9 protein-coding genes are annotated in these 14,437 nt (G+C 64.7%); all 9 read left to right on the top strand.

Annotation, left to right across the window (positions count from 1 at the left end; genetic code table 11):
* The first annotated feature begins 235 nt into the window (after positions 1-235).
* The 9 genes from Q0X68_RS03205 (at position 236) to Q0X68_RS03165 (ending at position 14,295) form a co-directional block, all read left to right on the top strand.
* Complete coding sequence (locus Q0X68_RS03205; protein WP_297747462.1) at positions 236-1,075, top strand: hypothetical protein; 840 nt, start codon at positions 236-238, stop codon at positions 1,073-1,075.
* 1,682 nt (positions 1,076-2,757) lie between these two features.
* Positions 2,758-3,471, top strand: coding sequence for a succinate dehydrogenase cytochrome b subunit (locus Q0X68_RS03200; RefSeq protein WP_297747459.1), 714 nt, complete (start codon positions 2,758-2,760; stop codon positions 3,469-3,471).
* A gap of 104 nt (positions 3,472-3,575) precedes the next feature.
* On the top strand, positions 3,576-5,453 hold the full coding sequence (locus Q0X68_RS03195) for a fumarate reductase/succinate dehydrogenase flavoprotein subunit (protein WP_366127626.1): 1,878 nt from the start codon (positions 3,576-3,578) through the stop codon (positions 5,451-5,453).
* Entirely contained in the window at positions 5,450-6,199 is a 750-nt protein-coding gene (locus Q0X68_RS03190; protein ID WP_297747456.1) for a succinate dehydrogenase/fumarate reductase iron-sulfur subunit, read from the top strand. Before Q0X68_RS03195 ends, Q0X68_RS03190 begins: the two co-directional genes overlap by 4 nt.
* A gap of 199 nt (positions 6,200-6,398) precedes the next feature.
* Positions 6,399-7,445, top strand: coding sequence for an NAD(P)-dependent alcohol dehydrogenase (locus tag Q0X68_RS03185; RefSeq protein WP_297747454.1), 1,047 nt, complete (start codon positions 6,399-6,401; stop codon positions 7,443-7,445).
* Between the two features lie 305 nt (positions 7,446-7,750).
* A complete protein-coding gene (locus Q0X68_RS03180) occupies positions 7,751-9,184 on the top strand; it encodes a DUF3375 domain-containing protein (protein ID WP_297747451.1) in 1,434 nt (477 codons plus the stop codon).
* On the top strand, positions 9,181-9,771 hold the full coding sequence (locus Q0X68_RS03175) for a DUF4194 domain-containing protein (RefSeq protein ID WP_297747448.1): 591 nt from the start codon (positions 9,181-9,183) through the stop codon (positions 9,769-9,771). The genes Q0X68_RS03180 and Q0X68_RS03175 overlap by 4 nt, the downstream gene beginning before the upstream one ends.
* Complete coding sequence (locus Q0X68_RS03170; protein ID WP_297747445.1) at positions 9,758-13,156, top strand: ATP-binding protein; 3,399 nt, start codon at positions 9,758-9,760, stop codon at positions 13,154-13,156. The genes Q0X68_RS03175 and Q0X68_RS03170 overlap by 14 nt, the downstream gene beginning before the upstream one ends.
* Complete coding sequence (locus tag Q0X68_RS03165) at positions 13,153-14,295, top strand: Wadjet anti-phage system protein JetD domain-containing protein (RefSeq protein ID WP_297747442.1); 1,143 nt, start codon at positions 13,153-13,155, stop codon at positions 14,293-14,295. The genes Q0X68_RS03170 and Q0X68_RS03165 overlap by 4 nt, the downstream gene beginning before the upstream one ends.
* The last annotated feature ends 142 nt before the right edge of the window (positions 14,296-14,437 follow it).

The following is a 14,437-nucleotide window of genomic DNA, read 5'->3' as shown; positions in this document are numbered from 1 at the left end:
AAACTGTCACCGATGTCCTGACACAAAACTGTCACCGATGTCCTGAGACATAACACCGGAACTGAGCCGCACAGGTTACAGGTGCCTGCCGGGCGGGGCAGGGCGAGGCAAAACCACGTTTTCCACAGATTTGGCACCCGCGCTTTGCTCTGGGCGACGAGATCTGTACAGTTGTCCTCGTGCTTCCTGAGAGTTTTTCAGGTGGCCTTGTTGAATCGACGATGAAGGGAGCCCGGTGCGCAAGTTTTTGCTCGGCATCGCTGCTGCAACAACAGCGTTGATCGTCGCTTTGGGCCTCACGCAAGCATCCGCGCTCCCCGTTGCACCGAAACCTGCACCGCCGGTCGCCGGCATCCCCACCCCCTGCGCCGCGCAGCACCCGTGGCCGGCCGACGCGTCGATCTCCACCATCCGCGAGCAGATGGAAGAGAACTTCCACCTCAAGCTGACGGGCGATTACTGGTCGAACGAGTACCGCGCGTCGATCAAAATCCTGTGGGAGACCCTCGACGGCGTGGCCTGCACCGACTACGTCGACACGCTGCTGAAAAAGAACGGCGGCAACGTCGGCATCAGCGCAGCGAACACCCGAAGCTGGGCGTGGGGCGACTGGTCGCTCACCAAGCCGGGCTACGTCACCCTCGACTTCCAGAAGTTCAAGACGGCACTGGATAACGACGACGAAGGCCGCCTCGTGCGCCTCGTCATTCACGAGCTCGGCCACGCGTGGAACTCCGACCGCGGCTCCGAGCCCCCGTACTGGCGCGAGTTCCAGAAGCTGCAGCGCTCGCAGGGCACATTCTCGAAGTACGCCGGGTCGTCGGTCACCGAAACGTTCGCCGACGCCGTCGGGTACTACGTCGGCCGATGCGCGCTGAACAACCCGTACGACACCGGCAAATTCTCTGGCTACTACGAGTTCGTGAAAGACAACGTCTTCGACGGTAAAGAATTCGGCCCCGCCCCCGGCGAGAAGCCCAACTGCGCCGTGCCGAAGCAAGGCGCCGAAGAACCCCGCCCTGGCAAGCCCACCGACACGAAAGCCAAGTGGATCTCCGACCTCGCCGGTGAATAGGCCAAGCCCGGCTGACGCACTTTGCATGCAACCCGGTGCTACAGAGCACACGTTGCTACACCCGGCCCCATCGCTCACCATCGCGAGTACGTCAAGACCAGCGGTTACGGTTAGGGGCTAGAGGCAAGGGGGCGCAGCCAGACAGTAACGTCAGGGCCCCATCCTGTTACAGTCGTAACCCCATCTAAGCAGGGGATAGCTGTATAGGCACACCTGACATAGGCCAGCTGAGTGAGATGAATAGCGTCGTAGTCATTGCTGACGCTGGGCCAGTGAGGTTCATAGAGTTTATGGCGGGGAAACCAATGTGCTAAATCATGCTGGTAGCGATTCAGGTCGGCCTTGGCATCTTCGAAATGCGATGGGTACCGCTCTACAAGCCGCACCCAAGCTACAGGGCTGTCCACTTCATAGATACGGGGCTCAAAGGAGGGGAGAACTGGCCTCGATTCCATATCGTCAAACCAGTCTGGGCCAGTCTGGATGTAAGAGTCTTCCATGCCGAAAGCCGCCACGCAGGGTGCTCCAAGCCAGGGGCCTGTAGTGGTCTCAAGGCAAGCACCTTCGCGCATAGTTGGCAGGGTAGACCAACGTGCGTTCGTTGATGGCTGGATTATCAGAGCAGATTTGGGGGATTCGAGCAGGGGTGTGCCTAGCTGAATTTGCTGTGCTGGCGCATATGGCTGGGACCACAGTTCGATAATGGAGGGGGGCAACGGAGGTATCGACTGGAGTTCGGCAGCGCAAGGCTCGAATGGATCGGCGCCCATCCAAGGGAGGGAGTCAACAATGGCTCCAAGGGAAATCTGCCATGAAAGTGCGTGATTCGGGGTGAAATGCTCCTGCATCAGAAGCTTCTCAATAGACCATTTTGGCGCGCTATGTGCCACAGTTAGCTCTCCACTCGTTGGTGTATTGTCGGGCATAGTATGTGTGACCATTCGAAGCTTTGATGGTGGATGAAGTCTTGCCACGCCAGTTCGTTGACAAATGGTTATCGCACTTCTTGTCAACTGCCTTGTAGGTGAAGCCAGCTCTATAGGTAGTTGTTACGAGCTCCTTCTGGGTGAGGACGTGGTTCTTCGTGTATTCAGTCTTCCACCATCCCACGAACATGTATTTTTGAACTTCATTGTTGAGGGCAACACTCGCCGGTTTCCTTGCGCACTTGACCGTCGGTTTATATCCAATATTGCTGGTTGACTTCCGCCGATGGACATTGGCAACCGTCAATGACGGAGTCGTCTCCATCAGCGAGTGCACGAGCTTCGGCAGGGGTAACCTGTATCCAACTCGTGTCTTGTTCTCCACTGTCAGCTAGAGCTGCAGGGACTCCCACCGGGGGGAGAAGATTGCTATCAAGATCGCTAGTACGCCAATCTTTCTGACTCGATTCATGAGCTCGAGTGTAGGGCTCAGGAGCCATGCCTTGGGCACATTTACAAAACGTAACGTCTCAGTCTCGTAGGTGGCGCACGCATACACTCAAGAAATCCGGAGAAGAATACGTTCAAGGCTCGTAGCACGCTTCGCACGCATGGTGCGCACGAGGAGGAGTAGCCGTCGAGATGCTCGCAAAGGCGCTTCGGATGCTCGCCACAACAGGACTGCCCCCTGGCATCCATTCTTCCAGACCCCGCCCCGGCCGCCTCGTCGAAATCGCTCCTACCTATACTCGGGTCATGTCCGAGTCAGCGCCCGCCCCGGTAGCCCGGAGGACTCCGTCGTCCTTCGTGCTCAAGCAGGTTATGGCCGTCACCGGTTTCGTGTTCGTGGCGTTTGTCGTCGTGCACATGATCGGCAACCTCAAGGTGTACGCCGGCCCCGAATCGTTCAACGCCTACGCGGCGTGGCTGCGTGAGGTCGGTTATCCACTCATCCCCAAAGAAGGCGTGCTGTGGGCGTTTCGGGTGACGTTGCTCGTCGCGCTCGTGCTGCACGTCTGGGCGGCCATCACCATCTGGGCGCGAGGTCGTCGCGCGAGGGGGAGCCACCGTCGGGGGCGTATGCCTGGCCTCATGGCGACGGGCGCGCGCACGATGCTGCCCGGCGGCGCCGTCATCCTGGTGTTCATCGTGGTGCACCTGCTGGACCTCACCATCGGCGCCGCACTGCAATCCAGCACCTTCACTCCCCCCGACGGCGACCAGTTCTACGCGTACGAGAACCTCGTCGCGAGCTTCCAGCGCCCGTGGATGGCCATCTTCTACTGCGTGTGCATGCTCGTCATCGCCGTCCACGTCGAGCACGGGTGGCGCACGATCTTGCAAGATGTGGGCGTCACCGGCCGCCGCTTCCGCACGTTCTGGGTGGTGCTCGGCGGCTTGCTCGCGCTGGCCATCATCCTCGGTAACGCCACCATTCCTCTGCTGGTACTCACAGGGGTGATCGCATGAAACTCCCATTTGGCTGTTCCCGACGAAGTGGGCGCCCCCTCGCGTCCGCGCCAGCCGCGAGCTCCCGGGGCGGCCTCGACGCGCACGTGCCGCCCGGCGACCCAATGACGGCGTGGGATCGCCGCCAGGCGGAATACAAGCTTGTCAACCCGGCAAACCGGAAGAAGATGACGGTGATCGTCGTCGGTACGGGGCTCGCCGGGTCGGGTGTCGCCGCAGCGCTCGGCGAGCTCGGGTACAACGTCGAGTGCTTCACGTTCCACGACGCGCCACGCCGCGCGCACTCCGTCGCGGCCCAGGGCGGCATCAACGCCGCGCGCGCGAGGAAGGTGGACGGCGACTCCATCGCGCGGTTCGTAACCGACACCGTCAAGGGCGGCGACTTCCGTGGGCGCGAGGCCGACGTCGTGCGTCTGGCTACGGAGTCTGTGCGCGTGATCGACCACATGCAGGCCATCGGCGCGCCCTTCGCACGCGAGTACGGCGGGCAGCTCGCCACGCGCAGCTTCGGCGGCGTGCAGGTCTCGCGCACCTATTACACGCGCGGCCAGACCGGCCAGCAGCTGCAGGTCGCCGGCGCGCAGGCGCTGCTTCGGCAGGTGGAGCGCGGCACCGTGCGACTACACACGCGCACCGAGATGCTGGACCTCATCGTCGACGACGGCCGCGCGCAAGGCATCGTCACGCGCAACCTCGTCACGGGCGAGATCGAAGCGTGGACCGGCCACGCCGTCGTGCTGTGCACCGGCGGGTACGGTTCGGTGTACTTCCATTCGACGCTCGCGATGAACTCCAACGCCACGGCCACCTGGCGCGCGCACCGTCGGGGCGCCTACTTCGCGAGCCCGTCGTTCGTGCAGTTCCATCCGACGGCGCTGCCGGTGAGCTCGCATTGGCAGTCGAAGACGACGCTGATGAGTGAGTCGCTGCGCAACGACGGGCGCATCTGGGTGCCGAAGAAACCCGGCGACGATCGCCGCCCCGCCGACATCCCCGAAACCGAGCGCGACTACTACCTCGAGCGCCGCTACCCGGCGTACGGCAACCTCACGCCGCGCGATATCGCGTCGCGCGCCGCCCGCACGGAGATCGAGGCCGGGCGCGGGGTCGGGCCGCTGAAGAACTCCGTGTACCTGGACTTCTCCGACGCCATCGCGCGGCTGGGCAAGGACGTCATCGCGGAGCGCTACGGCAACCTGTTCGACATGTACCACGACGCGACGGGCGAGGACCCGTACGTCGAACCCATGCGCATCGCGCCGGGCGCGCACTTCACCATGGGCGGGCTGTGGACCGACTACAACCAGATGACCTCCATCCCCGGCCTGTTCGTCGGCGGCGAGGCGGGCAACAACTACCACGGCGCCAACCGGCTGGGCGCGAACTCCCTGCTCAGTGCATGCGTCGACGGCTGGTTCACCCTCCCGCTGGCCGTACCCAACTACCTGGCGGATCTCGTCGGCAAGCCCAAGCTAGAACTCGGCGACGATGCCGTCGCGACAACGGTCAACGCGGTCCGGGAGCGCACCCACCGGCTCATGTCCAACGACGGGCACACGCGCCCAGCGACGTTCCACCGTCGGCTGGGCGACATCCTGTACACGCACTGCGGGGTGTCGCGGTCGAAGGCGTCGCTGCAAGAAGGGCTCACGAGGGTGCGTGAGCTGCGCGACGAGTTCTGGGCCGACGTGCGTGTCGCCGGATCGTCGAGCACACTCAACCAGGAGCTCGAGAAGGCCGGGCGCGTGGCCGACTTCCTGGAACTCGCCGAGCTGATGATCCTCGACGCATTGCACCGCACCGAGTCGTGCGGGGCGCACTTCCGCGAGGAATTCGCCACCGACGACGGTGAGGCCAAGCGCGACGACTCCCGCTGGTGCAACGTGTCGGCGTGGGAGACGCGCCCCGACGGCAAGCACGTCTGCCACGACGAGCCGCTCAGCTTCGCATTGGTGCCGCTACAGCAGAGGAACTACAAGTGAGAGTGGAACTGGAAATCTGGCGGCAGGACTCCCCCAAGGCGAAGGGGCGATTCGAGACGCACGTCGTCGAGGATGCGACGCCCGAGATGAGCCTGCTGGAGTTGCTGGACCGCCTGAACGATCAGCTGTTTGACGAGGGGAAGGAGCCCATCCAGTTTGAGTCTGACTGCCGCGAGGGCGTGTGCGGGGCGTGCGGCGTGACCGTGAACGACGTGCCGCACGGGCCCGTGCCAAACACACCGTCGTGCCGCCAGCATCTGCGTGCCTTCGGCGGTATCCGGAAGCTGCGGATTGAGCCGCTGCGGAGCGGCGCGTTCCCCGTCGTGCGGGATTTGGTGGTGGACCGCTCGGCGCTGGATCGGGTAATCCGCGCGGGAGGGAACGTCGACGTCGCAGCCGGCACCGCGCCCGATGCCGACGCCGTGCGGGTTGGGCACGGGGACGCTGAACTGGCGCTTGACTTCGCCGCTTGCATCGGCTGCGGCGCGTGCGTGGCCGCGTGCCCGAACGGGGCGGCGCATCTGTTCGCGGGCGCAAAGCTCGCGCACCTGGCGCTCATCCCGCAGGGCAAGGAGGAACGAGGGCGACGCGCACGCAGCGTCGGCGACGCCGTCGACGCCGAGTTCGGGCCGTGCTCCACCTACGGGGAGTGCGTGAAGGTGTGCCCCGCGGGTATTCCGCTGGAGGCCGTGGCAGCGCTGCACCGCGAGCGCCTGCGCGCCGGGGTGCGCGGCAAGAATGACTGACTCGCGGCGGTTGTCGGGCTGCCGTGCCAGATCGTCGAGCAGGGGCACGCACCGGAAGAAAAACTTCAAAATCCGTACGCAGTCTGACCAAACCCCCCAAAATCGGGCCCTTAGTCCCATCTGCGTACGGATTATGAAGTTCTGTCGACGTCTCACTACCCCCTAGGCTGGTGAGGGAAGTGTCTTTTGAGGAGTGACCATGGAAGTTTCTGCGTATCAGATCGATTCGGCCGAGGGCCGCTTCACCAAGACCACCATCACCCGACGCGAACCCGGGCCAACGGAAGTGTTCTTCGACGTGAAGTTCGCCGGCATCTGCCACTCAGACATCCACACCGGACGCGGCGAGTGGGGCAAGTGCCTGTACCCGCTGGTGCCCGGCCACGAGATCGCCGGCATCGTCACCAAGGTGGGCAGCGACGTGACGAAGTTTAAGGTGGGCGACCGCGTCGGCGTCGGCTGCTTCGTCGACTCCTGCGGCGAGTGCGGCGAGTGCCGCTCCGGCTGGGAGAATTTCTGCCTGCGCGGGGAGACCGTCGGTACGTACAACTCTATTGGTCGCGACGGGTTGCCCACCGCGGGCGGCTACTCGCGCGGCATCACCGTCGAACAAGATTATGTGCTGCGCATTCCCGACGAAATCCCGCTAGAGAAGGCGGCGCCCATCCTGTGTGCTGGCATCACGACGTATTCGCCGCTGAAGCGTTGGGGCGCCGGGCCGGGCAAGAAGGTGGCGGTGATCGGCGTCGGCGGGCTTGGGCACATGGCGGTGCAGATCGCCGCTGCGCTGGGCGCCGAGGTGACCGGCATCGGCCGCACCCTCTCGAAGCGCGACGACGCCATGGAGATGGGCGCGACGGACTACGTCGCATCGTCCGATCCGGAGGCCATGAAGGCGCTCAGGAAGACCTTCGACATCATCATCACGACGGTGTCCGACGGGCTCGACCTCAACCTACTGCTGTCGCTGTTGAAGAACCGCGGCGTGCTCGTCGACGTCGGCATGCCCGAACATCCCGCTGAGCTGCAGGTGAAGCGGCTGATCGGCGGCAACAAGGTGCTGACAGGCTCCAACATCGGCGGCATCCCCGAGACGCAAGAGGTGCTCGACTTCTGCGCCGAGCACAACATCGCCCCGTGGGTTGAGATCATCGGCGGTGAAGACATCGACGACGCCTGGGACAAGGTGGTGGGCTCCCAGGTCCGCTACCGCTACGTCATCGACACCTCCACCTTCGGCGACTGACGCCGGCCGCGCGCCGGTTGCCGGCCGCGAAACTTCAAAATCCGTACGCAGATGAGACTAAGGGCCTGATTTCGGGGGGTTTGGTCAAACTGCGTACGGATTTTGAAGTTCTCCGGCAGGGAGGGCATGCCCCTCCATCCTTGGGTATGCAGCTCCATACCCAAGGATACGGGCATAACCTTGGGTATGGGATTCCTTACGCAAGGTTATTCCACGGAATGCCCGCCGCTCACCGCTGCGCCCCTCAGGGCTCCACCCAAGCGGCCTCACAGAATTTTGTCAGTGCTGTCCGTTACTCTGGCGCCATGGATCACGACTACGTTGCAGCGCTGCGCGAGCGGCATGTCGCATGGCGCATCCTGCGCGCCGGCAACGCGCCCTTGATCCTTTCGTTCCTCGGCGAGTACTTCGTCGACGCCAACCGTGGCGCATCCCCGGCAGCGGAACTCGTCGCCGCTTTGGATGACGTCCTCTATGAGCTACGGCGCACGGGCGCTGACGCCGACGGCAACCCGCGCTACCCGAAGGAACCACGAGACTATCTGGACGACTGGGCAAGCGAGGACGCCGGCTACCTCCGTCGCTTCTATCCGCTCGGCAGCGACGAGCTCCACTACGAGATCACCCCGGCGTTCGAAAAGGCATACTCCTTCCTCGCGTCCCTGCAGGATCAGCAGTTCGTCGGCACCCAATCGCGCCTCCAGACCGTCGTCGATCTGCTGCGCCAAATCGTGCACGGCACCGAAGAACGCCCCGACGAACGTATCCGCGAGCTCACCCGCCGTCGCGATGAGATCGATGCGGAGATCGCCCGCGTGAAGGCTGGTGACATCACAGTCATGGATGCCACCGGCGTGCGTGAGCGATACCAGCAGCTCGCGACGACGTCGCGCGAGCTCCTCGCAGATTTCCGGCAGGTCGACGAGAACTTCCGCGCACTCGACCGCTCCACTCGCGAACGCATTGCGCAGTGGCGGGGGTCGAAGGGTGAACTACTCGACGACCTCACTCGCGGCCGCCACGACATCGACAGCTCCGATCAGGGCCGAAGTTTCAACGCCTTCTACGAGTTCCTCCTCTCCTCACGCCGGCAAGAGGAACTGTCGTCGCTGCTCGAACGCCTGCAAGAGCTCGACGATGTCCCCGCCGATTCGCGAGTGTTCACTGTGCACCACGACTGGGCCGAGGCCGCCGAACGCACCCAGCGCACAGTGCGGCAGATCTCCGAACAGCTGCGCCGTTTCCTCGACGACCGCGTCTGGTTCGAGAATCGTCGCGTACTGGAACTCACCCGCAGCATCCAACAGCTCGCCCTGGAGGTCCGCGACGATCCCCCTCGCCCGGGCATGGATCTCGATGTCCCAGGCCTCGACATCACGTTGCCGTTCGAGCGCCCCCTCTACCATCCACCGGCCGAGGCAGCCGTCGACAGCCGGGTCGTCGTCGGCGACGACCTGCCCGACGACGAGGCGTTGTTCGAGCAGCACTACGTCGACCCCGCAAGGCTCATCACCAATCTGCGCGACGCGCTGCCCAGGGGATCGTCGGCGCTCCTGGAAGAGATTTTGCAGCAAGCCCCCTTGGAGCAGGGGGCTGCGGAACTCGTCGCCTACCTCGCGCTCGACGACGACGCGTTCGAGCTCGAGTTTCGAGACGAGGAAGCCCGCGTCGACTACACCGGCCCCGACGGCCAGGCCCGCACCATCACCATGCCCAGCACGGAAGTGAGGCGCCGATGAGCGAACACGATACGGCCACGGCAATCATCCGCCTCATGCAAGGGGTGGTCTACCGTGAGTCTGACGAGCAGAGTTGGGCCACGCTCAAGGCAGAGCTGGGCGCGATTCGCGACCACTTCGCAACAATCGGCATCGACGTGATCATCGACGACGTCGAGGGCTACGCCTATCTACGCACCCGTGAGGCTTCGGAGGGTGAGGAGCCGCTGCCGCGTCTGGTGCGACGTCGAAGCCTCACCTACAACGTGAGCCTGCTGCTGGTGCTGTTGCGGGGGCGTCTCATGGAGTTCGAAACCACCGGGGACGAGGGCAAACTGGTGCTCACCACGGAACAGATCGTTGAGATGCTGCGGCTATTCCAGCGCGACACGAGCAACGAGGCACGCATCGTCGACCAAGCCGAAACGACCATCAGGAAGGTCGAGGAACTGGGCTTTCTGAAGTTGCTGCGGGGGTCGCGCAACGAGTGGGAAGTGCGTCGAATATTGAAGGCGTACGTCGATGCGCAGACGATGCACGGATTCGAGGCGCAGTTGCGCGAGTACGCCACTGGCAACCGTGCAGAAACCGGTGATGTTCATGACTGACGCGCTGTTCTCTGCACTCGAAGTTCCCGACGCAAATGCTCCTGGCTACCGCCTCCACCACCTGGAGGTGCTCAACTGGGGCACCTTCCACGAGAAGATCTGGCGCTTCGTGCCTGGCTGCGAAACATCGCTGCTCACCGGAGACATCGGCTCGGGCAAGTCGACGATCGTCGACGGCATCACCACGCTGTTCATGCCCGCCCAGAAGATCGCCTACAACAAGGCGGCTGGCGCGGAGGTTCGCGAGCGCACGCTGCGCAGTTACGTCGAAGGTCACTACCGCTCCGAACGCGGCGACGACGCGCACCGCTCCCGCACCCGGGGCTTGCGCGAGGGCCGCTCGTCGTATTCCGTGCTGTTGGCTGTGTTCATCAATTCCGGTTACGACGAACGCGTCACCATTGCGCAGGTGTTCCAGCAGCGCGAGTCGACGGGCCAGCCGTATCGGTTCTTTGTCACCCACAGCGGCGAGCTGTCGATCGCGGAAGACTTCAGCGATTTCGGCTCTGACCTCCGAGACCTCCGCAAACGTCTACGCGGCAAGGGCGTTTCCATCTTCGACGAGTTCCCGAAGTACGGCGCCTCCATGCGTCGGTTGCTGGGGATCCCGTCGGAGCAGGCGATGGAGCTGTTCCATCAGACCGTCTCCATGAAGTCTGTGGGCAATCTCAATGAGTTCGTGCGCGAGCACATGCTCGAGCCCTCGCCTGCCGACGAGCGCGTCCAGGCCATCATCGGGCACTTCGACGACCTCACCCAGGCCTACGACGCCGTCGTGCGCGCCCGAGAACAGCTCGACGCGCTCGAACCGATCGCCCGCTCCGCGAAGAGCTACGACGACACCCTCGCCACCCGCGTCGCGCTGGAGGTCGAGCGTGATTCGGTCGGGCCGTTCATCCTCGAGCTGCGCCTCGGGCTTCTGGCACAGGAGATCACCGACGGCGAGACGCGCGTCGGGCAGCTCGAGCGGCAAGCAGGCGAGCTGGATGCGCGCCTGACAAGCCTCGACGACGAACGCACGGAGCTGATTACCCAGCGCGCTCAAGCCGGCGGCGACCGTCTCGCAGAGCTCGAGCGCCTCGAACGGGAGGCTCGCGTCGAGGCTGACCGTCGCGCTGAGCGGCGCAAGAGCTTCGACGACGCCGTCGCGGCCACCGAGTCCTCGCCCGTCGCAAACGCCGACGACTTCCTCCAGCTCACGGCCGCAGCGGCCGCTCGGGCAGCTGAACTGGATAGCACCAAGCGCGCACTCAGCCACGAGACGGCAGAGAAGATTGCCGACGCGCGCGATGCGGCCAAGCGCGCGGCCACCATCGAGGCCGAGTTGGATAACCTCCGCACCCGGGAAAGCAACCTCCCCGCCGAGCAGGTGCAGTTGCGCGCATGGTTGTGTCAGGAACTGGGGCTGACACCCGCCGACGTACCGTTCGCAGGCGAGCTGATGGACGTCGCTCCCGAGCACACCGAGTGGCGCGGAGCTGCAGAGCGGGTGCTGCGCGGGTTCGCGCTCTCGATGCTCGTACCCGTCAAGCACTACGCAGCGGTATCGCAGTGGGTCAATACGCACAAGCTCGGATTCGTCGACGGAGAGGGGCGTCGCCGGGGTGGCCGGCTCGTCTACGAGAAAGTGACAGACCGCATCGTGCCGCTGCGTGACGAGACGCACGGAACGCTCGCCGAGGTGGTGACGCTGCGCCCAGGCCCATTCGAGGAGTATCTGCGCAACGAGTTGCTGCGCCGCGCCAACCACCACCGTGCCCTCACACTCGACGAGTTCCGTTCCGCGGAGCACCAGCGGGCCGTGACGCGTGAGGGTCAGGTGCGTTCGGGGGCGCGGCATGAGAAGGATGATCGCCACCCGGTCGACGATCCCCGTCGCTTCGTGCTCGGTTGGGTCAACGAGGCCAAGGTCGCCGCGCTCAGCGCCGACCTCGACGCGGCACGGGCGGCCGCCGTCGACGATGATGCCGCCGCCAATGCGCTTCTGGCAAGGCAGGATGCCTTGGAGCAGCAGGCCCGGGCGTGGCGCGTACTCGCCCAGTTCACGCATTGGGAAGAGCTGGACCACGACGAGGCCACGCGCCGAGCCAACCAGTACCGCGAGGATCATCGTCGGCTCCGTGAAAGTTCAGACCAGCTGGCCGAGCTGCAAGCGGCGATTGATCGCATCGAGACGCAACTCAAAGATTCACGCGCGGAGAACCAGCATGTGACCGGCGAGCTTGCGATGGCGAGGGACATCGTCGCCAAGGCTACGGCGCAGCAACGGCAAGATGAGGAGCAGCTCTCCGTCTTCGACGAAGCGCAGCTCGCGGCTGCTCGTGCGGCCTATCCGTCGCTCGAGTCGAGGGTCGGGCAGCGTCGGGCGACATCGTCGGCAGCGTGTGAGGGGCTCGCCGGCAGGCTCGCAAATGAGTTGAACGCCGCGATTCAGGCGCGCTCGAAGGAGCTTAGCGGTCATGCCGCGCAGCTCATCTCTGCGATGCACTCGATGCTCGGCCGGTGGCCCGAATTGCACTCCGACATGGATCCGAGCGTCGAAGCGAGGGGCGACTTCCTTGTGCTGCAACGCAACCTCGCGGAAGATGACTTGCCGCGCTTCGAAGGCGAGTTCAAGGAATTGCTCAACCAGCACACCATTCAGGAGCTCGCTGGCTTCAACAACTGGCTGCAGCGACAGGCCAGCGCGATCACCGATCGAATCGGGAAAATCAACGAGGCGCTCGGTGCCGTGCCCTACGGCGAGGGCACCTATCTGCGGCTCGACAAGGAGCCCACCACGCATCAAGAGGTGGTGCAGTTCCGCGCTGACCTGCGCAATCTCACCGATGACGCGCTCGCGCAGGAAGACGACACCTACTCTGAGCAGCGTTTCCGCGACGTGCGGCGCATCATCGAACGCTTCCGTGGACGTGAGGGGCATGCCGACGCCGACCGCGCGTGGACTCGTCGGGTGACAGACGTGCGCAACTGGTTCGTGTTCTCCGCCTCCGAGCGATACACCGACGATGATCGTGAGCGGGAGCACTATTCGGATTCCGACGGGAAGTCGGGTGGCCAGAAGGAAAAACTCGCGTACACCATTCTGGCGGCGTCGCTGGCGTACCAGTTCGGCCTCGAATGGGGTGCCGACAAGTCGAAGGCGTTCCAGTTCGCCGTCATCGACGAGGCCTTCGGGCGCGGTTCGGATGCGTCGACGAGGTACGCGCTCGAACTGTTCGCCAAGCTGGGGCTGCAGCTGTTGATCGTCACGCCGCTGCAGAAGGTGCACATCATCGAGTCGTACGTGCAGGCCATCGGCTTCGTGGACAACGTCGACGGTGCCAACTCCCGCATCCAGACCCTCACCATCGACGAATACCGCTCCCGCAAGGCCAAACGATGAGCTGGACTGGCGCGGACGTCATCACCGCGCGGGTCCGCCGTCGGTGGAGCTCGGGCGAACTGCTGCGCACATACGCAGCAGGCGAGCCATTCCCGACGATCAGCGTCGCCCTACGCGGGCCGAAGGCCGGGGAGATCGGCGACGACCTTGCCGCGGTCCGCGGGTGGGTGCGGGGCCTCGTCGATTCGTCGGGGGATGGGCGTCGGTACCGACTCGAGTGGGCGTCAATCGGAGGCCGGGCTGTGGGCCGCAACCAGATCCCGGTGCGGGCGCACGTCGAAACATGGGAGCAAGCGTGGGCGTTGCTGGGGGTGCAGCGCGACGTGCGGCGCTTCGACGAACTCCTCGCTCTGGCGGAGGCGGCGCCGGTGCGCGCGTGGATCGCGGCGCGCCCGCAGAGGGCGCTGGAGCTTGCCGACGATGTCCCTCGCTTGATTGCGGCGTGGCGGTGGCTTGATGCTCACCGCGAGTCGGGCCGGTACCTGCGCGAGATCTCTGCGCCGGGGGTGGACACGAAGTTTGTGGAGCGGCATCGCGGGGTGCTCGCTGAGATGCTGGGCGTGCGCGGTGGCGCGGCAGAGTTCCTTGTCGGGTTGGGGTTGGCAGGGACGCCGTCGATGATCAGGCTGCGGCTGAGCCTTCCGCTGCCCGGTATGGGTGCCGTCTCCGAGTTGGGGTTGCGCGTCGACGAGCTCGCGCAGCTCGACCTGCGTGTGAGCACCGTGCTCGTGGTGGAGAACCTCGTCACCTATCTCAGTGTTCCCGTGCCCAGCGGGGGTGCGGTGGTGTGGGGGCAGGGTTTCGACGTGGGGCGGCTCGGTCTGCTCCCGTGGCTGCGTGGGGCTCGCGTCCGGTATTGGGGCGATCTAGACGCCAAGGGGTTCGAGATCCTGAACCAGCTCCGGGCTGCGTGCCCGCAGACGCAATCGGTGCTCATGGACGAGGAGACGCTGCTGGCGCACCGCGACCGCTGGGTGAGCGAGCCGCGCCCACCCAAAGGCGCTGCGCTGACTCACCTTTCGGCCGACGAGCAGCACCTCTATCGGGCTCTCGTCGAGGACCGATTCGGGCAGGGCGTGCGCCTGGAGCAGGAGCGAATCGATTGGGCATGGGCGAGCGAGCGGTTGGCCTCTGGCTGACTGGGCGTCGGGCCTTGCCGCGACCGTCGAGTAACGGGCGAAGCCCGTGTATCGAGACGCATCCCGTGGTTTCGACACGCCCGCTGCCGGGGCGGCTCAACCGCCGAACCTGGCCCGATGGCTGAACCGCGACGAAGTCGCG

The sequence above is a fragment of the uncultured Tessaracoccus sp. genome (assembly GCF_947286155.1).
Lineage (GTDB): Bacteria > Actinomycetota > Actinomycetes > Propionibacteriales > Propionibacteriaceae > Arachnia.
The sequence above is the reverse complement of the archived record's forward strand: the minus strand, read 5'-3'. Positions and strand labels throughout refer to the sequence as shown.

What these genes read in the sequence shown, in the direction of transcription:
- Q0X68_RS03175 (WP_297747448.1), top strand. Translation starts at nt 9,181, where the DNA reads ATGAGCGAACACGATACGGCCACGGCAATCATCCGCCTCATGCAAGGG.
- Q0X68_RS03195 (WP_366127626.1), top strand. Translation starts at nt 3,576, where the DNA reads ATGACGGCGTGGGATCGCCGCCAGGCGGAATACAAGCTTGTCAACCCG.
- Q0X68_RS03180 (WP_297747451.1), top strand. Translation starts at nt 7,751, where the DNA reads ATGGATCACGACTACGTTGCAGCGCTGCGCGAGCGGCATGTCGCATGG.
- Q0X68_RS03170 (WP_297747445.1), top strand. Translation starts at nt 9,758, where the DNA reads ATGTTCATGACTGACGCGCTGTTCTCTGCACTCGAAGTTCCCGACGCA.
- Q0X68_RS03185 (WP_297747454.1), top strand. Translation starts at nt 6,399, where the DNA reads ATGGAAGTTTCTGCGTATCAGATCGATTCGGCCGAGGGCCGCTTCACC.
- Q0X68_RS03200 (WP_297747459.1), top strand. Translation starts at nt 2,758, where the DNA reads ATGTCCGAGTCAGCGCCCGCCCCGGTAGCCCGGAGGACTCCGTCGTCC.
- Q0X68_RS03165 (WP_297747442.1), top strand. Translation starts at nt 13,153, where the DNA reads ATGAGCTGGACTGGCGCGGACGTCATCACCGCGCGGGTCCGCCGTCGG.